Raw genomic sequence first — 22165 nt, 5'->3', positions numbered from 1 at the left:
TACCTCTACTTCCACCAACTCCATATGGACAGGGAACCGGTTTTCTGCGTAAAATCGCCTTAAAAGGCGAGAGTTGCTTTTTATGGCGCTTGCTGCCGTCTTTTTCTCCTATATGCTTTATAAGGAGGGGTCATTCTGCGAAATAGCTCGTGGTTTATATGGGGTTTCGGTGTGACGCTGGTGTTGCTGCTATCCATCTTTAGCCTTCCGTCTTCTTTTGGTGCGCTTTCTCTTCTCGGTGGCCTGACGGTGCAAGAGCGCGTGAGCCTTACTAACGGTGGTGCTGAAGCCAACGGGGACAGCTACCACCCTTCCATCAGTGCCGACGGGCGCTACGTTGCTTTCACCTCCGACGCGGACAATTTAGTGGCGGGAGATACGAACAGGGTGGCCGACGTCTTCGTTTACGACCGGGAAACGCGGCGGATCGAGCGGGTAAGCGTCGCCGACAGCGGCCAGCAGGGGAACGGGAGCAGCTACCTGCCCAGTATCAGCGCCAACGGGCGGTACGTGGCTTTTGTTTCGGAGGCAGACAACTTAGTGGCGGGGGATAAGAACCGCAAGCCGGACGTCTTCGTTTTCGACCGGACAACGCGGACGATCGAGCGGGTAAGCGTTTCGAGCAGCGGTACGGAAGGAAACGGCGAGCATCTTTTCCCTTCCATTAGTGCGGACGGGCGGTTCGTGGCTTTTGTTTCCGACTCGGACAACCTTGTAGCGGACGACACGAACAAAAAGGCGGACGTTTTTATTTACGACCGCAAGACGCACCGTCTGGAGCGGGTGAGCGTTTCGCCGAACGGTGCGGGAAACGGTGACAGCCTGACGGCATGCCTGGCCGGCGGTGGGCTGGTTGCTTTCGCTTCGGAGGCGGATAACCTGGTGACGGGCGATAGGAACGGGGTTACCGATATCTTTGTGGCGGCAGCGGGTCCCTCGCTGCCGGCGGCGCCGCGGCTCAGTTTTAGCGATCTACAGGGGCATTGGGCGGCCGGAGTGGTGGGTGAGCTTGCGGTAAGGGGGCTCGTTTACGGCTATCCCGATGGTACCTTCAGGCCGGAGCAGAAAATGACGCGGGCGGAGGCGACCGTCATCCTGGTGCGGCTGTTGGGTCTCGCGCCCGGTGATCCGGCGGTGCTAAATTTCCGGGATGCCGGGTGTATCCCCGCTTGGGCGCGGGAGGCGGTAGCGGCGGCGGTGCAGGAGGGAATAGTGAAGGGTTACCCGGAGCCGAACGGAGAGGTGAGTTTTGGGGCGGAACGGGCGGTCAGCCGGGTGGAGCTTGCCGTCCTGGCGACGCGGCTTGCGGCCAAAAGGCTGGGGCCTGCGGCACCCGCCGCACTGACCTTCCGCGACGCCGGCGCGATTCCGGTGTGGGCCCGGGATGCTCTCGGCATAGCCCTGGCGCAAGGGCTTGTCACCGGCTACCCGGACTGCACCTTCCGGCCCGAGAAGAGCGTTACGCGGGCAGAGGCTGCTGCTATAATCCACCGGTTGCTCGCGATTACCGGGGGCGCGTAGGCGCCTTTTGGGGGTGGGCCGTAACCGCTCGTTACCTGACCTATGGGTGAAAAAGGGGGCCGCCCCCCTTTTTTATTTCGCGGGGGAAAATTTTAAGGAATGAAGGGTCTGCTCAGGGAAGATAATTCTGGTATAATTTATAACATAACGCGGAGGTCATTCAATGCGGGATGTGGAGCGGCTGCTGCGCCTGGTTGAAAAACCGGGGCGCTACGTGGGCGGCGAGTACAACGCGGTAAAGAAAGACTGGGAGAAAGTAAAGGTAAGGGTCGCTTTTGCCTTCCCCGACGTTTACGAAGTCGGGATGTCCCACCTCGGGCTCCAGATTCTTTACGCCATAGTAAACGGGCGGCCGGACGCCCTGATGGAACGGGTCTTTGCTCCCTGGCCAGATATGGAGGCGCTTTTACGGGCGGAGCGGATACCTCTCTTTTCGCTCGAGTCGCGCCGGGCGCTCAGTGATTTCGACATTCTCGCCTTTACCCTCCAATACGAGCTTACTTATACGAACGTGCTTAACATGATGGAACTCGGGGGCGTAAGTCCACTGGCGGCGGAACGGCGTGAGAGTGAACCGCTGGTAATCGGCGGGGGTCCATGTGCCTTCAATCCCGAGCCGCTGGCCGCCTTTTTCGACCTCTTTGTGCTTGGCGAAGGGGAGGAGGTCGTTCACGAACTGCTCGACGCCTATATCAGAGCGCGCCAGGAGGGAAAGGGACGGCAGGAATTCCTTCGGGAGGCGGCTGCGATTGACGGCGTATACGTGCCTTCCTTTTACGAGGTGCGTTACCAGGAAGACGGCCGGATAGCCTCCGTTCGCCCTCTATACCCCGGCATCCCGGAGAAAGTGACCAAACGCGTGGTGGCAAATTTAGACGGGGCTCCCTTCCCGGTACGGCCGGTGATCCCCTGGGTCGAGGCGGTGCACGACCGGGGGATGATAGAGATTTTCAGGGGGTGCAGCCGGGGCTGCCGTTTCTGCCAGGCGGGAATAATCTACCGGCCGGTACGGGAGAAAAGCCTGGAGCGGCTTCTCGTCCAGGGCAGGGAACTAGCAAAAAATACGGGTTACGAGGAGATTTCCCTGACTTCGCTCAGCTCTGTCGACTATTCCCGGCTCCTGCCGCTGGTCGACGGGCTGATCGAGACTTTCACGCCGGATAAGGTGAGCATCTCGCTTCCTTCCCTGCGGGCCGACGCCTTTGCGGTTGAAATCGCCCGGCGCTTGCAGGAAGTCCGCAAAGGGACGCTCACCTTTGCGCCAGAGGCTGGAACGCAGCGGCTGCGCAACGTGATCAACAAGCGGGTTACGCGGGAAGAATTGTTAAGGGCGGTGGAGGCGGCTTTCGCTTCCGGATGGCTCCGGGTAAAGCTCTACTTCATGGTTGGGCTGCCTACGGAGACGGAAGAGGACCTTGACGGGATTGCGGCTCTGGCAGGCGATGTCCTGCGCGTAGGGGAAGAGTGTGGCGTTCCGAAGGGGAAGCTGCGGGTGACGGTGAGTGTGGCCTGTTTCGTCCCGAAGGCGCACACCCCCTTTCAGTGGGAGCCACAGGTGCCCCGCGCGGTGTTGGCGGAGAAGATCCGCTACCTGAAGCGGCGCTTAAAAGACCGGCGCATCGATTTCGACTGGCACGACCCGGAGATGAGCATGCTTGAAGCCGTCTTCGCGCGGGGCGACAGAAGGCTCGGTGCAGTGTTGCTTGGCGCCTGGCGGCGGGGCTGCCGCTTTGACGGTTGGCGGGAGCACTTCAGTCTGGCCCGGTGGCTGGAGGCTTTTGCCGAAGCCGGGCTCCAACCGGAGGATTACGCCCAGCGGCGCTACGCGTACGGTGAGGTACTGCCTTGGGACCATATTGACGTGGGAGTGAGCCGGGAGTTTTTGATCGAGGAGCACCAGCGGGCCTACCGCGGGGAGATTACGCCTGATTGCCGGTGGGAAAAGTGCATGGCTTGCGGGGTCTGCCCGGCTTTCGGTGTGGCTCCGGTGCTGGCGGAGGAGGACGGGCTTGTTTCGTTACCGGATCACCTTTCGTAAAGAGGGACCGGCCCGCTGGATCGGCCATCTGGACCTGGTGCGTCTCTTTGAACAGGCGTGCCGCCGGGCGGGGTTGCCGCTCGCCTACTCGGAAGGGTTCAATCCGCGCTCCCGGCTGGTTTTCGCGGCGCCGCTACCTGTCGGGGTTGCCGGGCTGAGGGAACTCGTCGACGCTTATCTGCGGGTGCCTGTGGCCCCGGAACTGGTGCAGGCGCGGCTCGGGCCGGTTTTGCCGGAAGGGCTGACCTTGGTGCGAGTCAAGCGCGTGCCTCGCGAAGAGGCCAACCTCATGGCGGCGGTCCGGCGGGCGGCCTACCGGGCAGAGGGGAGGCCGGCTGCGGGACTCTGCGAGGCGGCCCTGACCGAAGCGGTGCAAAGGGTGCTGCAGGCAGGGGAGATTAAAAGTGTGCGCCAGGGGAAAAAGGGGCCGAAGGAGCGCGATATCCGCCCGGGAATTTTTGCCCTTGACGCCTCTCTCGAAGAAGGGAAAATTGTAGTGACGATGTTAGTGCAGGCCGGACAGGAGGGTAACGTCCGCCCCGAAGAGGTAACGGCGACTCTCTGGCGGCTGGGACTACTGCCGGGAGCGCCGGAAGATTTTGACTACTACCGCACCGGACTTTATACCGTGGCCGGTGACCGTACGGTTAGCCTCGGCTGAATGCTGCGATGGGAGCGTAAGTGATGCTTAAGGAAATTATTGTTTCCTCGGCGGGCAACCGGATGCGCGTTGCGGTCCTTGAGGACCACGTTCCCGTAGAGGTTTACTTTGAACCGCCCGGGGCGGAGCTCGTGGGCAGTATTTATAAGGGCCGGGTAGAAAACGTTCTGCCCGGCATCGAAGCCGCTTTTGTGGACATCGGCCTCGAGAGAAACGCCTTTCTTTACGTTAAAGACGCCCGGGTGTTAGCGGGAAAACGGAGCGGGCGGCTCCAGATTCAGCAGATTTTAAAGCCCGGGCAGGAAATAATCGTCCAGGTAGTCAAGAGCCATTTCGGGGCTAAAGGCGCCAGGGTAACGGCGCACGTGACGCTTCCAGGACGGTACCTGGTGCTGGCTACGAGCGTCCAGCACATAGGCGTTTCGCGGCGGATCGGTTCTCCTGCCGAGCGGGAACGCTTGCGGCAAATAGCCACGGCGCTTCGCCCTACCGGGATGGGGCTCATTGTCCGGACGGCCGCTGAGGGCGTCGGGGAGGAAGAGCTGCGGCACGACCTGGAGATGCTGGTTAAGCGCTGGGAGGATATCTGCGTGAAGGCGCGGGAGCCGGCGCCCAGACTGCTTTACCGGGATATCGACCTCCTGCCACGCATCCTGCGGGATTTCTTTACCGGCGACGTTAACCGTCTAGTGGTTGATTCGGAAGCGCTCCGGCAGGAAGTCCTATCCATAATCGCGGACCTTGGCCCGGAGCTTAAAGACCGGGTTTTTCTCGAAACCGGGCCGGATCTGATGGCGGCCTACGGGGTAGAGCAGGAAGTGGAGCGAGCTCTGAAGCGGCGCGTCTGGTTGAAGTCGGGCGGCTATCTTGTCTTTGACCGGACCGAGGCCTTCACCGTCATCGACGTGAACACCGGTAAGTACGTTGGATCGGCAAGCCTTGAGGAGACGGTGGTCAAAACAAATCTTGAAGCGGCGCGCGAGATTGCCCGTCAGCTCAGGCTGCGGAATATCGGCGGCATCGTCATCATCGATTTTATCGATATGGTGGAGGAGAGGCACCGCCAGCAGGTTCTATCGGTCTTGGAGGAAGCCCTGCGGCGCGACCGGGTGCGGTCGCACCTCCTCGGGATCACGAAGCTCGGGCTTGTTGAGTTAACCAGGAAAAAATCGCGCCCGAGCCTGGCGGAAATGTTGCTCCAACCGTGCCCGCACTGCGGTGGGACGGGTTACGTCCGGCGGGAGGTAGGGGGAGAGCTTTCTGAGGAGACAGGAGAAGATCTTCCGGAGGACGCGAACAATTCTTTACAGAGGCAGACGGGGGAATTATAATGGCGGCAGCCGGTTAATCTTTTCGGCCAAGCTATTTCAGGAGGTGTAAGCGAGTCTTGCTATCAGGTGTCAGGGTGCGGTTTGCGCCGAGTCCAACGGGAAGCCTCCATATCGGCGGGGCGCGAACGGCCCTTTTTAATTACCTTTTCGCCCGTGCCAACGGCGGGAAGTTTATCTTGCGGCTGGAAGATACGGATTTTGAGCGGCATATTGAGGGCGCGGCGCAGGGGATCATCGAGAGCCTGCGCTGGCTCGGGCTTGACTGGGATGAAGGACCGGATAAGGGCGGTCCCGCCGGGCCGTACCGGCAGTCGGAGCGGCTGGCGCTTTACCGGCGGGAGGCGGAGCGGCTGGTTGCTTCGGGTGCGGCCTACTTCTGTTACTGCACGCCGGAGGAGCTGGCGGCCGAACGGGAGGAAGCGCGTAAGGCCGGGAGAGTCCCACGCTACAGTGGCCGGTGCCGGGAACTTACCCCAGCGGAGCGGGCGGCGAAAGAAGCCCAGGGGCGGAAACCGGCTGTACGGCTTAGGGTGCCGCCGGACGGCCAGACGGTCGTTGAGGACCTGATCCGCGGGACGGTGGTTTTTGAAAACGCGACGCTTGATGATTTTATTATTATGAAGTCAAACGGGGTTCCTACGTACAACTTCGCTTGTGTGGTAGACGACGTCACGATGGGCGTTACCCACGTAATCCGGGCGGAGGAGCACCTTTCTAACACACCGAAACAGATCTTAGTTTACCGGGCTCTCGGCTATCCCCTGCCTGCTTTTGCTCACGTGCCGATGATTTTGGCGCCCGACCGTTCGAAACTTTCCAAGCGCCACGGGGCGACAGGTGTTGAAGAGTTCCGGAGCCAGGGCTACCTGCCGGAGGCGCTCTTCAACTACCTGGCCCTCTTAGGGTGGTCGCCGGGCGACGAGCGGGAGATATTGAGCCGGGAAGAGATCATCCGGGAGTTTTCCCTCGCTGCGGTTTCCAAGCACGCCGCCATCTACGACGTTCAAAAGTTAACCTGGCTCAATAGCCAGTATATCAACAGCGTACCGCTCGAACGCCTGGTAGAACTGGCCTTGCCCTTCATGCGCGCGGCGGGACTCATCGGTGCGGTTCTGGACCCGCAGCAGGAGGATTACGTCCGCAAGGTCCTCGAAACAGTCCGGTCGCGGGCGCGCACCCTACTTGAACTTGCGGACATGGCGGCATACTTCTTCCGCGACGATTTCGGTTACGATCCGAAGGGCGTGAAGAAATTCTTCACGGCGCCCGGTGTGGCTGCCTTACTCCGCAAGGGGAGGGAAGCCCTGGCCGGGGTAGCAGTTTTCGGGGTGGCCGAAACGGAGGCGGCTTACCGCCGTCTAATCGAGGCGGAGGGGATCAGCGGTGGGGCGCTTATCCACCCGACACGGCTTGCCCTGACGGGACGGACGGTGGGTCCCGGCCTTTTTGATATCATCGCCCTTTTGGGGAAGGAGCGTTGTCTTGAGCGGCTGGAGCGTGCCGCTTCCTGGATCGAGGCAAATATTAAACCTGAATAATAGTTTGCGACCCCTTGTCAAGTGGAGAAGCTTATATTATAATATCAATCGCAGTTGCGGGATGGTGTAACGGTAGCACGCATGGCTCTGGACCATGTAGTCTAGGTTCGAATCCTGGTCCCGCAGCCAATACGGGGCGCTATCGTCTAGGGGCCCAGGACACCGCCCTCTCAAGGCGGAGACACGGGTTCGAATCCCGTTAGCGCTACCAATTATATCCGAACTGTTGCTGACGCCTTCAGGCACCGTGCACAGTTTAAGGTGGGGTGGCCTCGAAGGCCGCGTTTTTCTCCGGGCAGCTTAGCCCCTGAACTAACACCCTTATTCTGAGTCGTGGGTGGTTGATCTCCTTAGGCCTGTCTGGTTTCGCGCGTCACCCCTATCCGATTAATTCTCGTATTGCCTGCCGGTCTGTTTTGGCAATTTTTTCTTGACAGGAACTCCTTTTGGCAGGAAAATATAACTGTTAAAGTGAAATAGTGCTTTAAAGCGGCAGAAAGAGTAATAATCTCTTATGGTAATCTTTAGGCGGTGGGAAAATGTTTGCCAAGAAATGTCCGCATTGTAACCAGTGGTCTTACAGTGCGGCCGACATTGGAGACTGGTACTGTCCTTATTGCCAGCATAATCTCAAGGATGTGCCGGCTGTAGTTCCTGGTGCTGTAGAGGAGCTTGAGAGAAATAAGGGTGGTGTAGGGTCAGGTAACAGGTCGGGAGAAGAAGAAAAATCGTCCGGCGGACGCGAAACGTAAGAAACGGGAGAAAGCGGGCGAAGTGCCTGCAGGTGTCCGGTTAATGCCGGACATTTTCTGTTTTGGCGGTTTGAACGTCTTTTATGGTATACTTTTAGCGTAAATTAAAGCAGGATAGGGATCGTTTTGCCCAGGCTTTTTGTTCCGGCGGAGCAATGGATAGAAAAAGAGGTTGTGGTTCGGGGCAGTGACGTGAAGTACCTGACCCGGGTTTTGCGGCTTGGCACCGGTGACGGGGTTACGGTCTTTGATGGAAAAGGGCGGGTTTACGAAGCTTTCATCCGGAAGATAAATGGCGGGGAAGTCGTGTTATCTCTTTCGCGAGCGGTCGTGGACGATACCGAGCCGCGAGTCAAAGTCACTCTCCTGCAAGCGATTCCCAAGGGCGATAAGATGGACTTGGTGGTCCAGAAAGCTACGGAACTCGGTGTAGCGCGTATTATTCCCGTCCTGACCGAGCGGGTGGTGGTGCATCTTGATGGCGACCGGGCGGCCAAGAAGCAGGAACGGTGGCAGAAAGTAGCGCGGGAAGCGGCCCGGCAATGTGGCCGGAGTGCGGTTCCCGTTGTCGGCGCGGTCTGCGCTTTTGAGGAGGCGTTAGCGGTTGCCGCCCCCGGTGATTCCCTGCGGCTCATGCCCTGGGAGGGAGAAGAAAGGTTTTCTTTGCGTTCCGCATTGCAAGGGAAGGACCCGGCAGCAGTCACCCTTTTTATCGGACCGGAAGGCGGCTTCAGCCGCGCCGAGGTTGAGGCGGCTAAGGCCTGCGGTTTTTGCACCGTGAGCCTGGGGCGCCGCATCCTCCGGACGGAAACGGCGGGGATGGTCGTGCTGGCTTTGGTGCTCTATTCGCTGGGCGAACTGGCATAGGGCCTTGAGCCCGGCCGTTTTCTATGTCGTTCGTCCGGGAGGCAGGGAATGGGGTTTGCGACGGAGCGGGGCCAAAATGAAAGCGGTGGCCTTTTATACTTTAGGCTGCAAGGTTAACCAGTACGAGACGGCGGCGTTAGCTTCTCTTTTTGCCCGGCGGGGGTACAGGATAGTTGAGGATTTTGAAAGCATCGCCGACGTTTACGTAATTAATACCTGTACGGTAACCGGAACCGCCGACCAGAAGTCACGTCAGGCCATCAGGCGCGCCATCCGGCGCAATCCGGAGGCGGTGGTCGTGGTAACGGGCTGCTACGCCCAGGTAAATCCGGAGGCGGTGGCCGGGATTCCCGGGGTCGACGTGGTAGTGGGGACCTTCGGGAGAGAAGGATTGGTTGACTTGGTGGAAGAGGCGATGCGCACGGGGCGGCAGGTGGTGGCGGTGCGGGAATTTCCCGCCGGGTGCAAATTTGAGGAACTCCCGGCCTTATTTACCACCCGGACCCGCGCCTACTTAAAAATTCAGGAGGGCTGCAGGGATTTCTGTACCTTCTGTCTGGTACCGTACGCCCGTGGCCCGCTACGCAGCCGGAAGCCGGAGGCCGTTTTGGCGGAGGCCAGGCGGCTGCTAGCGGCCGGGTTCAAAGAAGTTGTCCTGACCGGTATCCACATCGGCCTTTACGGCTGCGACTTGCAGCCGCCCGTAACCCTGGCGGAACTCGTTGCGCGGGTGCTGGAATTGCCGGGAATCGAGCGGCTGCGGCTGAGTTCGCTTGAGCCGACGGAGGTTACTCCGGAGTTGGTCGCGCTGATAGCGCGCGATTCCCGCTTCTGCCCGCACCTCCACATTCCCCTGCAGAGCGGCGATGATGGGGTGTTGCGGCGAATGGGCCGCCGGTATACCACTGCGGCGTACGCGGAGACGGTTCACTTTTTGCGCGCGAAGGTCCCTGAAATCGCTATCACCACCGATGTTATGGTGGGCTTCCCGGGCGAAACGGATGCGGCGTTTGCCAGAAGCGTGGCTTTCGTCCGGCAGATTGGTTTTGCCGGGTTACACGTGTTCAAGTTTTCCCCTCGTCCCGGTACCCCGGCGGCGACCTTCGCGGACCAGGTTCCGGGACCGGTAAAGGAAAAGCGTTTGGGGGTTCTTTTAGAGGTAGGTGCGGCGCTTAGCCACACCTTTGCCGCGCGCTTCTCTGGTCGCACGGTAAATGTGCTTGTCGAAGGGAAGAACGAGGCTGGGTTTTGGGAAGGGTTGAGTGAGCATTACCTCCCGGTGGCTTTTACGGCGGGCGGAGATCTCCGGGGGTTAATCGTACCGGTGCGGGTTCGCGAAGTTAAGGGAAAGCTTCTGTGCGGGGAGCTATTGACAGAATATTCTTAAAATTGTACTGTTGAATGAAAGAAGAATCTTTTTGCCAGGGGAATTTAGGATTTTCGGCAGGATTTCCGACGCAGGCGTGGAATAATTAAGGCTGGAGGTGTAGGGTGTGGAAGAGTGTCTTTTTTGCCGGATCGTGCGGAAAGAAGTTCCGGCCACCATCGTTTACGAAGATGATGCGATTTTGGCCTTTAAAGATATCAACCCTGTAGCCCCGATACATATTCTCTTTATTCCCAAAAAGCATATCAGCACCTTTTTCGCCATGGAACCGGGCGATGAGGCTCTGATTGGAAAGCTGCACCGGGCGGCGGTCCAGGTAGCCCAAGAACTGGGCCTTACGGAAAAGGGCTTTCGCTTGGTAGCCAACTGCCAGCGTGGCGGAGGACAGCTTATCTTTCACCTGCATTACCATCTTATTGCCGGGCGGCCGCTTTTGTGGCCTCCGGGTTAAGCGGTATCTGGAACCTCCGCTTTTCAAAATATCGGCGGAGGGAGGGATGAGGCATGGCGGAAGTTAGAGTGGGCAAAAACGAGACTCTGGATAGCGCTCTGAAGCGGTTTAAGCGTACGTGCCAGCGTGCCGGTATCCTGGCCGATGCACGCCGCCACGAGCATTATGAAAGCCGGAGTGTGCGGCGGAAGAAGAAGTCGGAAGCGGCCCGCAGACGGCAGCGGCGCTCCTTCAGGTAATTCCTTCCCCTTTTTACCCGCTATAGTTACGACCAGAAAAGTTGCCTTTATAAGGCAACTTTTTAGTTTTCTTCGCCCTCCTCCCTTTACGGGGCTCTTTTTGGCTTTGCTGCGGCATAGAGATTCTACCGGGGGAAGAGGGTATCTCAAAGCAGGTGAAGTTTTGGGGGGCTTGGGATGCGCTGGCCTAAAATGGGGGAACAGTTTAAGCGCAAGGCGGCGGCGATGTTAGAGCTGCCCGGCGAGGTTGCCCTCAACCTGCCCAAGGTAATCGTGACCGGCAGGATCCAGGTCATTGTCGAAAACCACCGCGGCATTGTGGCCTACGACCGGGAGTGTGTCCGGTTGCTGGTCGAAGCGGGGGAGGTGGCCGTTTCCGGCCGGGACCTTGTTTTACGGAGCATTCTTCCGGACGAGGTGATTGTGGAGGGAGAAATCTGTGCGGTAAGGTTTCTCTAACCGGGTTCAGGACGCCTCTTTGTTGTTAGGGGCAAAGCTCATCGGCGCGCTTCACGGAAGAACGCATTTTCGAAGGAGTTTTGCTCTGGGTCGGGCGGGATTGGCTGGCGGTTAAAATTGCAGCAGAGGAGGTTAAGCTTGCGCCTGTTGCGGTACCTGAGGGGGTACGTAACGCTTCTTGTCGAGGGCAGATCATTAGAGCGCTTTATCAATATGGCCGTGAGCCGCGGGATTAAGCTATGGGACGTGACCTCCCTCGGCAGCAACCGGATGCTTTTACGGGTGCGCGTGGGCGCGGTAGGGGCGCTCCGCCACATTGCGCGGCGTACAGATAGCCGCTTTAGTATCAGGGAGAAGAGGGGTCTCTTCTTCTGGTTGTGGCGAGTGCGGCGGCGGAAGGCACTCTGTGGCGGCGCGCTTTTCTTTTTAGCGGCCCTTTATCTCTTCTTTTCCTTTATCTGGGCGGTAGAGGTGAGCGGCACCCGCAAGATTGATCCGGCAGCTGTCCGGCGCGCAGCCACGGCGGCTGGGCTCAAGCCTGGCGTAGCCCGCTGGCGGGTAAACGAAAAGGATGTCGAGCAGCATTTAAAGGAGCAGTTCCCGACGATTGCCTGGGTGGGAGTAGAGGTTAGAGGGGGAAAGGCCACGGTCAGGATTGCCGAAAAGAGGCTGCCGGCACCGGTTCCCAGCAGTCCGGCACATATTGTGGCGCGAAAGGCCGGATTAATCAAAGAGCTTCTGGTGCTTGAGGGACAGCCCCTGGTCAAAGAGGGGGATACGGTTTTGGCCGGCCAGGTGCTGATTTCCGGGGAGGTGGTTCCGGGTGGCGGGGAGAGCGGCATTGTGCCCGGCCGGCTGCGCTACACCCGCGCGAAGGGGATTGTGCGAGCGCGAGTTTGGTACGAGGGTTACGGCGAGGCCTTCCTCGTAGAGCGCGGGGAGCGCGTTGGACGGAGCGTTACCGTGCGGGTGATGCGGATCGCGGGCCGGGAGTTTAAGATTCAAGGGCCGGAAAGGGTTCCTTACGCGCGTTACCGGGTTAGGGTAACGGCAAAAAGGCCTTTAAAATGGAGGAATTTCGGTGCTCCTGTGGAACTTATAAATAAGGAGTTTACTGAGCTTGTTCCTTACGAGATTAGGCGCACCAAAACTGAAGCGCTGCGGCTTGCGGAAAAGCGGGCGTGGGATGCGCTGCGCCCGTCCCTCCCGGCTGAGGGGCGGATCCTCAGCAAAAAGTACGCGGTGGTTCCCTCCGGGCGGCGGGAAACTGTCCGGATCAGGCTTAAGGTTGAGGTTTTAGAGGATATAGGACAGCTGCAGGAATTTAAGCGACCGTGAAAGGGGATTAAAAGAGTACCTTGGAGGAAGTTGAAGTCAGGGTTCCGGTTGAAAACCGGGTAGCCAAGGAAATTTTAGGGCGTTTTGACGAGCACCTGAAAGCGATCGAAAAGGCCATCGGGGTAAAAATGGTGCTCCGCGAAGGGGAATTTGCCCTGATTGGCGCGCCGGCGCAGGTGGCGGCTGGAGAGGCACTGGTCCAGCGCCTGAAGGAAAACTACCGCACCCAGGGCGAGATAAGCACGCAGGACGTCGTCCGGGCGATTGAGGCCGTCAAACGAGGCGACAGAACGGCGGGGGAAGATCACGTCACACTAGGGGTTCTGCTTACTACGCCGCGGGGCAAGCAGGTGCGGCCGAAGACGCCGGGCCAGCGGCGCTATGTGGAAGCGATCCAACGCTACGACATCACTTTTGCCATCGGCCCGGCCGGCACAGGGAAGACCTACCTGGCGGTGGTGATGGCCGTTATCTGGCTCCGCCAAAAGAAGATCAGTAGGATTATCCTGACCCGGCCAGCGGTGGAGGCGGGAGAGAGGCTCGGGTTTTTGCCCGGTGGTCTAGAGGAAAAGGTGGATCCGTATTTGCGGCCCCTTTACGATAGCCTTTACGATGTCTTGGGACTGGAGAATACGGAGCGTTACCTTGAACGACGGGTGATCGAGATTGCACCGCTTGCCTATATGCGGGGGAGGACGCTTGAAGACGCCTTTATCATCCTCGATGAGGCGCAGAATACCACCCCCGAGCAGATGAAGATGTTTTTGACCCGTCTCGGATTCGGTTCGAAAGCGGTGATAACGGGTGACGTGACCCAGACAGACCTGCCGCGGGGCCAGGAGTCGGGGCTCATGGTTGCCCAGGAGATTTTAAAAGGGATCGAAGGGATTTCTTTTCAATATCTGACGGGTGCGGATACTATCAGACACCCGCTAGTGATGGAGATAATCAAAGCTTACGAAGCGGCAGAGGAAAAGTTGCGTAAGGAGTGAAAGCGTGCTACACCGCTCGGCCGATATGGCCGGCGTCTTTTTCGCTTCGCTGAAACAAACGTTGCAAAATCCTCGGGTTCGACGGGCGGGAGCGGCCCTGTTTTTATTTCTTGCGGCCACGCTGCTGCTTTCTTTTCGGTTTTACCCGGAGCGGGTTAATCTGAAAGTGGGGCAGGTGGCCCCGCGAACGATAAAGGCGCCCCGCACGGTGGTTTTTGAAGATAAAGTGCGGACCGAAGAGCTGCGGCGGGAAGCGGCGAGCAGGGTCCCGCGGATGTACGACCTGGACCCCAGGGTTGTCGACTCGATTATAACGGAAACAGGCGAGATCATCAAAGCGGTAGCCCGGGTGGCCGGCGACCAGAGCGCGGACGTGCAGGCGAAAGAGGCGGCGCTCAGAGAGGCCCTGCCGTTCCCGCTAGCGGACGGGGTGATAAAGGCGCTGGTCAGGACGCCGCCAGCGAAGCTGGACCGGTTGGGAAGGGAACTCGGCGGGATTATTCAGCAGGTTATGGCGGACGGCGTGCGGCAGGAGGACCTTGTTGCTGCGAAGAAGGCGGCCGCAGAACGGATTGAGTTTCTATCGGCGGAGCCTGCCGAGAAGGCTCTGGCGCGGGCGATTGTGCAACATACCCTCCGGCCGAATAAGTTTTACAATGCCGCGCGCACCGAAATGCTCCAGCAAGAGGCGGCCGAGGCGGTGGCCCCGGTTGAGATAATGGTCCGGGCGGGGGAAAAAATAATCGGTGAGGGAGAGGTGGTTACTCCGGAGCACTTGGCCAAGCTCAAGGCGGTCGGGCTTTACGAAGCCCGCCTTTCCGTGGCTGCGCTAGTTGGTGTAGCGTTTACGGTTCTGCTGTTAGTTTTAGGCCTTTTTTACTACCTTTACCAGCAGCACCGCGAGATTTACAGGGAAACGTCTTACCTGTATCTTATAGCCCTGGTCATTGCCGGGGTGCTGCTCGTGGCCAAGCTTATCCTGGCCATCAACGTGCGCCAGGCCTCCGGTTTTAGCGCCCAGCTTGGCTATGCGGTGCCGGTAGCCACCGCCGGGATGCTGCTGGCAATCCTGCTTAATGCGCGGGTTGCCGCGTTCGCCGTGAGCGTGACGGCAATTCTGGTCGGGATGATGACCGGGGATGAGCTCCGCTTCATGCTGTGCGGCTTCTTGACAGGTATTACGGGTGTTTTGAGCGTCTCCCGGTTAAGCCGCCGCGGGGATCTTGTGCGGGCGGGCCTCTATGTGGGCGGCGCTGCGGTCTTTGCGGCGGTGGCGGTAGGGCTGTTCAGCGGCACCCCGCCGCAACTATTACTGCCGGTGAGCCTTGGGCTTGGCTTGGCTAACGGGTTGCTGTCGTCGATCCTTACTAACGGTGCGCTGCCGGTCATCGACTATCTTTCCGGTATCACTTCGCCGGTTAAGCTTTTGGAGCTGACTAATCCCGGGGAGCCGCTCCTCAAGCGGCTACTCATGGAGGCGCCCGGAACCTACCACCATAGCATCCTCGTTGGCAACCTGGGTGAGGCGGCAGCCGAGGCGATCGGAGCGGATATCCTCACGGTCCGGGCGGGGGCTTACTACCACGATATCGGGAAGCTCCGCCGGCCGTCTTTCTTTATCGAAAACCAGATGGGGCAGGAGAACCCGCACGATAAACTGGCGCCGACGCTCTCCACCCTCATTGTGACCAGCCACGTGAAAGATGGGGTGGAGCTGGCCCGTACCTACAGGCTACCGGAAAAAATAGTAGAAATAATCGAGCAGCATCACGGGACCAGTCTCGCGGGTTTCTTCTACCAGAAGGCGCTCGAGGCGGACCAGAAAAAACCGCCGAACGAGCGGGACTTCCGCTATCCTGGACCGAAGCCGCAGACCCGGGAAGCGGCCATTGTTATGTTGGCGGACGCGGTGGAGGCGGCCGTGCGGGCGCTCGGCCAACCGGCGCCGGGGCAGGTGGAGGGGCTGGTACGCCGGATAATCAAAGAGAAGCTCTACGACGGGCAGCTTGACGAATCTGCGCTTACCTTTCGCGACCTCGAAATGATTGCCGTTGCGTTCACCAAGGTGTTGAGTGGCATTTTCCACAGCCGGCTCGAGTACCCGGAGCGCGAAGGCGGAAAGGAGGATTCAGGTGGCAGTGATAGTCCAAAACCAGCAAGAAAAGGTCCCGGTGCCGGAGAGTCTGACGTCGCTGGCTGAGCGGGCGGCGGCAGTGGTACTCGCTGTCCTTGGCCCCAAGCAGGAGACGGAACTCGGGATTACTTTTGTGGATGATGCGGCCATTAAGATGCTGAACTACCGTTACCGGGGAAAGGATGAGCCGACCGACGTCCTCTCCTTCGCTATGAATGAAACGGTGCAGGAGGGTGAGCGGGAGGTTTTGCTCCTCGGAGACGTGGTTATTTCCCTGGAAACCGCCGCCCGCTGGGCCATTGAGGAGGGGCGTGATCTACATCAGGAAGTGGCGCAACTGGTGGTGCACGGCGCCCTTCACCTGCTCGGGTACGATCATGAAACGGCGGCGGAGGCCGCCCGGATGAAGGCTCAGGAAGAAGAGATTCTGCGGCTTCTGGGGTGAAAGAATGACTGGCGCGGCGTGGCGGCAAGAGCTGGTTGCGGCGGCGCTTGCGGCGAGAGAACAGGCTTACGCACCCTACTCCGGCATCCGGGTGGGAGCGGCGCTTTTGACGCGCGAGGGCAGGCTATTCACCGGCGCAAACGTGGAAAACGCCTCTTACGGGCTTACCATCTGCGCGGAGCGGGTGGCCGCCGTTAAGGCGGTCACGGCCGGCTGCCGCGATTTTGTCGCGATAGCCGTTGCCTGGAACCGCGAGGGCTTCTGCTACCCGTGCGGGGCCTGCCGGCAGGTGCTTTACGAGTTTGGGCCCCAGATGCGGGTGCTGGTGGTAGAAGCCAGCGGAGACTACAGGGAGGAGGCACTGGTGGCACTTTTGCCACACGCTTTCGGGAAATGAGTGAAAGAGAGCATCGTTCTGGTTTTGTGACGCTAATCGGCCGTCCGAACGTGGGAAAATCAACGCTTTTGAACTGCCTGGTGGGGCAGAAGGTGGCCATCATTTCGGATAAGCCCCAGACAACCCGGCACCAGATCCGTTCTATTTTAACGCTGCCCGAAGCCCAGGTGGTTTTCGTCGATACGCCGGGTGTGCACAAGCCCCGGCACCTCTTGGGCGAGTATATGGTGAAGGCGGCACTTGAGACCCTGAAGGAAGTGGATCTGATCATTTTTATCCTTGAAGCCCACAGGCCTTTCGGACCGGGGGATAACTACATCCTTGAGCGTCTCCGGGAGGTTAAGACGCCGGTAATTGCGTGCCTTAACAAGATCGACCTAATCCGGAAGGAACAGCTACTCCCCCTGATCGATGAGCTCCGCCACAAACATCAATTTGTGGCGATTGTTCCGGTGTCAGCGCTCACAGGGGAAAATGTCGACCGGCTCCTCACTGTGATTATAGAAAACCTCCCGCCGGGCCCGCAATACTACCCGCCGGGCACCGTCAGCGACCAGCCAGAACGCGTGGTGATTGCCGAGTTGATTCGGGAAAAGGTCTTCCAGCTCACGCGTGAAGAGCTGCCGCACGGGGTGGCGGTGATGGTGGAGGAGATGGTGCCCCGGACAAAAGACCTGCTCTACATCAGGGCCGTGGTCTTTGCTGAAAGGGAGTCGCATAAGGGTATCCTGATCGGGCAGGGAGGACAGATGCTTAAGAAGATCGGCCAGTTAGCGCGGGAAGAGATCGAAGCGCTTTTCGGCCAGAGGGTTTACCTCGACCTCTGGGTGAAGGTTAAGCCCAACTGGCGGCGGAATGAGGCTTTTCTCCGTCAGGTTGGTTACACGCCGGAGTAGAGTTTTAATTGACAGCCGGCAGGGAACTTGCTACATTGATGAAGGATAAGGTTCTCCAAAGCCTTCCTAATTGATAGTTAGAAGGCTTTTATTTTTGGGGGGCGCAGGAAGATGACGGCGGCGACTGCAGATGTGCTGACCAAGATCAAGCGTTTCCTGGCCGCGGGCCCAACAGAAGGGCTCCGCCGCTTCTTGCGCGAGGTCCATTACGCCGACCTCGCCGAAGTTTTGCCGGAGCTGAATCTTGCGCAGCGGATAAAGATTATCCGGATGTGCGAGCCTTCAAAGGCTGCCGCGATACTTTACCAGCTCGACCGTTCCGAGGTCAAGGAACTGCTCGAAGGACTCGGTGAGTGGCGGGCGGCCGCGATCCTGCGCGAAATGTCCACCGACGACGCTGCCGACCTGCTCGGGGAGATGCCCCAGGAAGAACGGGAACGCTTCCTCTCCCTAATGGGCGCGGCGGAAGCGGAAGATGTCCAGGAATTGCTCGAGTACGGTCCCGATACCGCCGGTGGGATCATGACCACGGAGTTCGTCTCCGTGCGGGAGGATGTAACCGCCCAGGAGGCGATAGAGATTCTCCGGGCCACCGCGCCGGATGCCGAAACCGTTTACTACGTTTATGTTGTGGATAAAGAAAACCGGCTGGTCGGCGTTGTTTCGCTACGGGAATTGATCCTTTCCGCACCTGCTACCCGGGTGGCCGACATCATGCGCACGGAGGTAATCCGGGTCGATGTTAATACCGACCAGGAGGAGGTAGCCCGGATTGTTGCTAAGTACGACTTCCTGGCCGTGCCGGTGGTTGACGCCCGCAACAGGCTCCTGGGCATCGTTACGGTAGACGACATCCTCGACGTAGTAGAGGAAGAGGCAACTGAGGATATCCTGCGGCTGGCTAACATAGAGTACGAAGGGCGGTACTTTGAATCCGGGGTGGTAAAAAGGGCGACTAAACGGTTGCCCTGGCTGGTTGCGCTGATGTTCGGGGAGCTTCTGGCCGGCCACGTGATTGCTAATTTTTCCGCGACTTTGAGCGCCATAACGGCTCTGGCCTTCTTTATGACGGTAATGGCCGGTGGTCCAGGCAACCTGGCTACGCAGACGCTGGCGGTGGTGGTCCGCGGGTTGGCGACCGGGGAGGTGAACTCGCGCGCGGTCTTGGGCGTTATTTTAGGTGAGGTGCGGGTAGCGGTTATCGTGGGGCTGGTTTCCGGTCTCGTTTTGGCGGGTATCGCTTACGCCTGGCAGGGGCAGACGGTACTCGGCTTCATCGTCGGACTCTCTTTGGCCCTGAGCATGATTGTTGCCGCTATCATCGGCAGCTTGGTGCCCCTGGTGATTAACCGCTTTGGTTTTGATCCCGCCCTGGCTTCGGGCCCTTTCATCACGACCCTAATGGATGTCTGTAGCATGCTCATCTACTTCGGGCTGGCCACGTTCATTCTGCACCGCTATCTAATTTAGCTTCCTGCCTCAGGTTTGTTGCCGCGCCGTCTTCACCCCACCGGGGAAAAAGGCGGTGTTCTATCCCTAAAAGGTCCAGCACCCGCCCGACGGAGAAGCGGACGAGGTCGTTTATGGTCTGGGGCCGGGTATAAAAAGCGGGCACGGGCGGCGCAATGATAACTCCCAGACGGGCTAACTTTAGCATATTCTCGAGATGAACGGCGCTGAAGGGCGATTCCCGCGGCATAAGGATGAGGCGGCGGCCTTCCTTGAGCGTTACGTCGGCGGCCCGCTGGATAAGGTTTTCCGCGTAGCCGCCGGCGATGCCCGCGAGGGTCTTCATGCTGCACGGGGCGACCACCATGCCCTGGCAGGGGAAGGAGCCGCTGGCTACCGGGGCGTGCAGATCCTCTGCCGCGTAAGCATAGGCCGCAAGCGACCGCACCTCTTCGGGGGCGTACGCTGTTTCGGCCGTAATTAACCGCTCCGCCTGCTGGCTCAGGATGAGGTGGGTTTCTACGTCGAGCTGCCTTAGCGCTTCAAGCAGGCTGATACCGTAAATGACCCCTGAGGCGCCGGTGATTCCTACGATTATCCGCACTGCAAAGTACCTCCGTGGTAGCGTTCGTTCTACGAACTCGTTTTATGAAGATTTTAGCCGAAACCGGGTAGCCTTAGAAAGACTGTTTTTCTCCCGGGAATGTTTTTTGCCCGTCCGGTGCGGCGGTAAAAGTCTTCCTAAAGCGGTCACCTAGCGGCACAGCGTTTGCCTCAGGGGCTCTTTTACCAGGGACTTGCTTTCGGCTGCGGCACCGGGGGGATCTTCTGCCGGTTTGCGGCATAACCATTGAATAGGCTGGCTGCAGTTCCGTGATTCCACCTTCAAAGCTGAACGGAAGAAAGGGGGTTAGGGAATGGACGAACTGACACTTTTAGAGCGGGTGATCGACGAGATCACCGCCTGTGCCGGGGCGGCAGGGCTCGATTTCTTCCCGATGCGGTACGAAATCTGTCCGGCAGAGGTAATTTATACCTTCGGTGCCTACGGGATGCCGACACGCTTCTCCCACTGGAGCTTCGGCAAGGCCTATTACCGGATAAAGACGCAGTATGATTACGGGCTTGACCGGATCTACGAAATGGTGATTAACACCAACCCCTGTTACGCGTTTCTTTTAGCGGGAAATTCGCTGGTCCAGAACAAATTAGTGGTGGCGCACGTTTTGGCCCACAGTGACTTTTTTAAAAATAACGTTTACTTCAGTCGCACTTCCCGGGGGATGCTCGAGATCATGGCGCAATCTGCCGCCCGGATTAGGGAATATGAGCTTGCTTACGGGCGCGACCGGGTGGAGCGTTTTCTTGACGCGGTAGTGGCCATTCAGGAGCATATTGACCCGCACCTGTTTATCAGGCGTTCAGCGCCGGCACGTAACGAAAGGGAAAGGGAAGGGAGGAGAAGCCCGAACCGGTCCGGTAGCAACGGTGGGGAAGGGGTAGGCGGCGGCCGTTGGTGTGCCTGTCTTGCCTCTGCCGGGCCGGAAAAGGACCTTCTGCGGTTTATTGCCCAGAATGCGGAGGCGCTTGAGGCGTGGGAAAGAGACATTATTGAAATCGTGCGTGAGGAAACCCTTTACTTCTGGCCGCAGCTTACTACCAAGATTCTGAACGAGGGCTGGGCCACCTTCTGGCATCTCCGGCTGATGCGGGCCCTGGAACTTGAAGAGGCAGAGGCGCTAGAGTTTGCCCGGATGCACGCCCAGCTTACCCAGCCCGGGAGCTTTACCTTGAACCCTTACTTGGTGGGGCTGCGCATCCTGGAGGATATTGAGCGCCGGTGGGGACGAGAAAAACTCTTCGAGGTGCGGACTATAGAAAATGACGTCTCCTTTATCCGCAACTATCTCACGGAAGAGTTGGTGGCGGCATTAGACCTTTACGTTTACCGGCGCGCTGGTCAGGAGTGGCGGGTGGTGAGTAAGGATTGGGGACAGGTGCGCGAAGCGCTTTTAAGCACCCTGATCAACGGCGGCTACCCGTACATCGTGGTGGCCGACGGCAACTATAAAGGGCGCGGTGAACTTTACCTAAAACATGTTTATGAAGGCGTGGAGCTGGATCTTTACCATCTCGAGCGGGCTCTGGGCCACGTTTACCACCTGTGGCGGCGTCCGGTTCATTTGGAAACGGTTGTGGACGGGCGTCCGGTCGTTTTCTGCTGTAGCGGTGCCCAGGTGAGCAAGGAATGCAAATAAGCAGGGTACCGCGGCAAAAACGGGCCGGTATTGACTTGGGGGCCGTTATTATCCTGTCGGGGCGGCCACCCGTAAGAAACACCGTTTTTTGCCGGTGCGGACCTTGCCTGCCCGCGTGGGGTCTTGCTGGCAAATCTTTTTGATTGTAAAGGGCGCGCGGCGGTGATAAAGTTAAAAGGAGGGGGAGAGAAAATTTGGGAGCGAGGGAGCTTACCTTTCCGCCGCGTCTGTCTGCCTGTTACCGGGAAATAGAGAAGATAACGCTCAGCGCGACTGCTGTCCGGGTGAACGAAGCGGCTTTATCATCATGGGACCGCAGGCAGACGTTGCTTACGTTTGCGCCGCCCACTATCGATACGGAGGAGTTCCTGCGGGTAAGTAGCGCGGTTTTCGATCTGTTAGGAACCGGTCTCCCGGAGCTACGGGAAAAGTTTGCTGCCTTGAAAGCGAACCTGCCCGCAAGTCCTGGTGCCCGGGAGGGTCTGGTGGAAGCGCTGCTCCGGCGTGACCCGCGCGCCTTTACCTTCCTGGAGGGTCAGGTGCAGGTCCCGGCGGACTTTTTCGCCTTCGCCTTCAGCCATGTTTTACGGCTTTTTCTCGGGGCCTTCGCCAAACGGGTCTGGGAACAGGTGGCGGTCGACTGCTGGGGGAGGGGCGAGTGCCCGGTATGCGGGAACAAGCCCAATTTTGCCAGAATCGACCCCGGCGGGAAACGTTATCTTTACTGCGGCCTTTGCGGAACAGAGTGGCGCTTCGTTCGGGGCTGCTGTCCGTTTTGCGGGAATACCAATCCTGACGGACTCGGTTTTTACCTTTTCGAGGAGGGGGCTTACCGTCTCGAAACCTGTGCGCGGTGCCGGGGCTACCTCAAAACCTTCGACCAGCGGAAGAAGAAGAAGGACGCTCTGTCCCTATTCTGGGAAGATATCAGGACGGTGCCGCTCGATTTAACGGCAATGCGGCTCGGCTTTGTGAATAGGGCCTTTTCCGTTTAAAATTGTGGTAAAAAGAA

At 59.0% G+C, this 22165-nt stretch carries 20 protein-coding genes and 2 tRNA genes; 21 read left to right on the top strand and 1 reads right to left on the bottom strand.

All coding sequences use genetic code 11. The annotated features are described in order from the left end of the window. The first annotated feature begins 171 nt into the window (after positions 1–171). The 19 genes from EDD75_RS02855 (at position 172) to mgtE (ending at position 18916) form a co-directional block, all read left to right on the top strand. Entirely contained in the window at positions 172–1521 is a 1350-nt protein-coding gene (locus EDD75_RS02855; RefSeq protein ID WP_123927735.1) for an S-layer homology domain-containing protein, read from the top strand. 163 nt (positions 1522–1684) lie between these two features. Next, the gene (locus EDD75_RS02850) at positions 1685–3559 is read left to right on the top strand and encodes a TIGR03960 family B12-binding radical SAM protein (RefSeq protein ID WP_123927732.1); all 1875 of its coding nucleotides are present in this window, start codon (positions 1685–1687) and stop codon (positions 3557–3559) included. Beyond that, positions 3531–4220, top strand: coding sequence for a TIGR03936 family radical SAM-associated protein (locus tag EDD75_RS02845; protein ID WP_170157678.1), 690 nt, complete (start codon positions 3531–3533; stop codon positions 4218–4220). The genes EDD75_RS02850 and EDD75_RS02845 overlap by 29 nt, the downstream gene beginning before the upstream one ends. Positions 4221–4243: 23 nt before the next feature. Next, positions 4244–5551: an Rne/Rng family ribonuclease gene (locus EDD75_RS02840; protein WP_123927726.1), complete on the top strand. Its 1308-nt coding sequence runs from the start codon at positions 4244–4246 to the stop codon at positions 5549–5551. A gap of 56 nt (positions 5552–5607) precedes the next feature. Further along, complete coding sequence (gene gltX, locus EDD75_RS02835) at positions 5608–7089, top strand: glutamate--tRNA ligase (RefSeq protein WP_123927723.1); 1482 nt, start codon at positions 5608–5610, stop codon at positions 7087–7089. A gap of 55 nt (positions 7090–7144) precedes the next feature. Continuing rightward, positions 7145–7218: transfer RNA gene (locus tag EDD75_RS02830), tRNA-Gln, on the top strand. A 6-nt stretch (positions 7219–7224) separates the two neighbouring features. Beyond that, positions 7225–7300: transfer RNA gene (locus EDD75_RS02825), tRNA-Glu, on the top strand. A 667-nt stretch (positions 7301–7967) separates the two neighbouring features. Further along, entirely contained in the window at positions 7968–8708 is a 741-nt protein-coding gene (locus EDD75_RS02820; RefSeq protein WP_123927720.1) for a 16S rRNA (uracil(1498)-N(3))-methyltransferase, read from the top strand. 55 nt (positions 8709–8763) lie between these two features. After that, the gene (gene mtaB, locus EDD75_RS02815) at positions 8764–10095 is read left to right on the top strand and encodes a tRNA (N(6)-L-threonylcarbamoyladenosine(37)-C(2))-methylthiotransferase MtaB (RefSeq protein ID WP_245963032.1); all 1332 of its coding nucleotides are present in this window, start codon (positions 8764–8766) and stop codon (positions 10093–10095) included. 106 nt (positions 10096–10201) lie between these two features. After that, on the top strand, positions 10202–10546 hold the full coding sequence (locus EDD75_RS02810) for a histidine triad nucleotide-binding protein (RefSeq protein ID WP_123927717.1): 345 nt from the start codon (positions 10202–10204) through the stop codon (positions 10544–10546). 53 nt (positions 10547–10599) lie between these two features. Beyond that, a complete protein-coding gene (gene rpsU, locus EDD75_RS02805; RefSeq protein ID WP_123927714.1) occupies positions 10600–10785 on the top strand; it encodes a 30S ribosomal protein S21 in 186 nt (61 codons plus the stop codon). Positions 10786–10962: 177 nt separating this feature from the next. Next, positions 10963–11244: a sporulation protein YqfC gene (yqfC, locus tag EDD75_RS02800; RefSeq protein ID WP_123927711.1), complete on the top strand. Its 282-nt coding sequence runs from the start codon at positions 10963–10965 to the stop codon at positions 11242–11244. Positions 11245–11382: 138 nt separating this feature from the next. Next, positions 11383–12582 (top strand): sporulation protein YqfD, encoded by a 1200-nt coding sequence (gene yqfD, locus EDD75_RS02795; protein ID WP_170157677.1) that lies wholly within the window; start codon positions 11383–11385, stop codon positions 12580–12582. Between the two features lie 20 nt (positions 12583–12602). Further along, positions 12603–13574, top strand: a complete 972-nt coding sequence (locus EDD75_RS02790) for a PhoH family protein (protein WP_123927706.1) — start codon at positions 12603–12605, stop codon at positions 13572–13574. Positions 13575–13578: 4 nt separating this feature from the next. Continuing rightward, the gene (locus tag EDD75_RS02785) at positions 13579–15774 is read left to right on the top strand and encodes an HD family phosphohydrolase (protein ID WP_211328054.1); all 2196 of its coding nucleotides are present in this window, start codon (positions 13579–13581) and stop codon (positions 15772–15774) included. Then, positions 15707–16153 (top strand): rRNA maturation RNase YbeY, encoded by a 447-nt coding sequence (gene ybeY, locus EDD75_RS02780; RefSeq protein WP_123927703.1) that lies wholly within the window; start codon positions 15707–15709, stop codon positions 16151–16153. Before EDD75_RS02785 ends, ybeY begins: the two co-directional genes overlap by 68 nt. 4 nt (positions 16154–16157) lie before the next feature. Next, positions 16158–16550 (top strand): cytidine deaminase, encoded by a 393-nt coding sequence (cdd, locus tag EDD75_RS02775; RefSeq protein ID WP_123927700.1) that lies wholly within the window; start codon positions 16158–16160, stop codon positions 16548–16550. Then, entirely contained in the window at positions 16547–17446 is a 900-nt protein-coding gene (gene era / locus EDD75_RS02770; protein ID WP_123927697.1) for a GTPase Era, read from the top strand. Before cdd ends, era begins: the two co-directional genes overlap by 4 nt. Before the next feature lie 111 nt (positions 17447–17557). Further along, complete coding sequence (gene mgtE, locus EDD75_RS02765) at positions 17558–18916, top strand: magnesium transporter (protein ID WP_123927694.1); 1359 nt, start codon at positions 17558–17560, stop codon at positions 18914–18916. On the opposite strand, the gene EDD75_RS02760 is transcribed toward mgtE, so the two are convergent. Beyond that, positions 18891–19499 carry a UbiX family flavin prenyltransferase gene (locus EDD75_RS02760; RefSeq protein ID WP_123927691.1) on the bottom strand — a complete coding sequence of 203 codons (609 nt, stop codon included), beginning with the start codon at positions 19497–19499 and terminating at the stop codon, positions 18891–18893. The two genes, mgtE and EDD75_RS02760, sit on opposite strands and share 26 nt — an antisense overlap. 313 nt (positions 19500–19812) lie before the next feature. Between EDD75_RS02760 and EDD75_RS02755 the strand changes: the two genes are divergently transcribed. Both EDD75_RS02755 and EDD75_RS02750 read left to right on the top strand, forming a co-directional pair. Then, positions 19813–21153, top strand: a complete 1341-nt coding sequence (locus EDD75_RS02755) for a SpoVR family protein (protein ID WP_123927688.1) — start codon at positions 19813–19815, stop codon at positions 21151–21153. A 194-nt stretch (positions 21154–21347) separates the two neighbouring features. Continuing rightward, positions 21348–22148, top strand: coding sequence for a formate dehydrogenase accessory protein FdhE (locus EDD75_RS02750; protein ID WP_123927686.1), 801 nt, complete (start codon positions 21348–21350; stop codon positions 22146–22148). Positions 22149–22165: the final 17 nt, after the last annotated feature.

Origin of the sequence: Thermodesulfitimonas autotrophica (genome assembly GCF_003815015.1) — a bacterium.
GTDB classification, from domain to species: Bacteria; Bacillota; Desulfotomaculia; order Desulfotomaculales; family Ammonificaceae; genus Thermodesulfitimonas; species Thermodesulfitimonas autotrophica.
Note: the sequence above shows the minus strand (reverse complement) of the source record. Positions and strands in the feature narration are given on the sequence as shown.

Coding starts and splice junctions, on each gene's coding strand:
- EDD75_RS02850 (WP_123927732.1), top strand. CDS start 1,685: ATGCGGGATGTGGAGCGGCTGCTGCGCCTGGTTGAAAAACCGGGGCGC.
- EDD75_RS02840 (WP_123927726.1), top strand. CDS start 4,244: ATGCTTAAGGAAATTATTGTTTCCTCGGCGGGCAACCGGATGCGCGTT.
- rpsU (WP_123927714.1), top strand. CDS start 10,600: ATGGCGGAAGTTAGAGTGGGCAAAAACGAGACTCTGGATAGCGCTCTG.
- yqfC (WP_123927711.1), top strand. CDS start 10,963: ATGCGCTGGCCTAAAATGGGGGAACAGTTTAAGCGCAAGGCGGCGGCG.
- cdd (WP_123927700.1), top strand. CDS start 16,158: ATGACTGGCGCGGCGTGGCGGCAAGAGCTGGTTGCGGCGGCGCTTGCG.
- era (WP_123927697.1), top strand. CDS start 16,547: ATGAGTGAAAGAGAGCATCGTTCTGGTTTTGTGACGCTAATCGGCCGT.
- mgtE (WP_123927694.1), top strand. CDS start 17,558: ATGACGGCGGCGACTGCAGATGTGCTGACCAAGATCAAGCGTTTCCTG.
- EDD75_RS02755 (WP_123927688.1), top strand. CDS start 19,813: ATGGACGAACTGACACTTTTAGAGCGGGTGATCGACGAGATCACCGCC.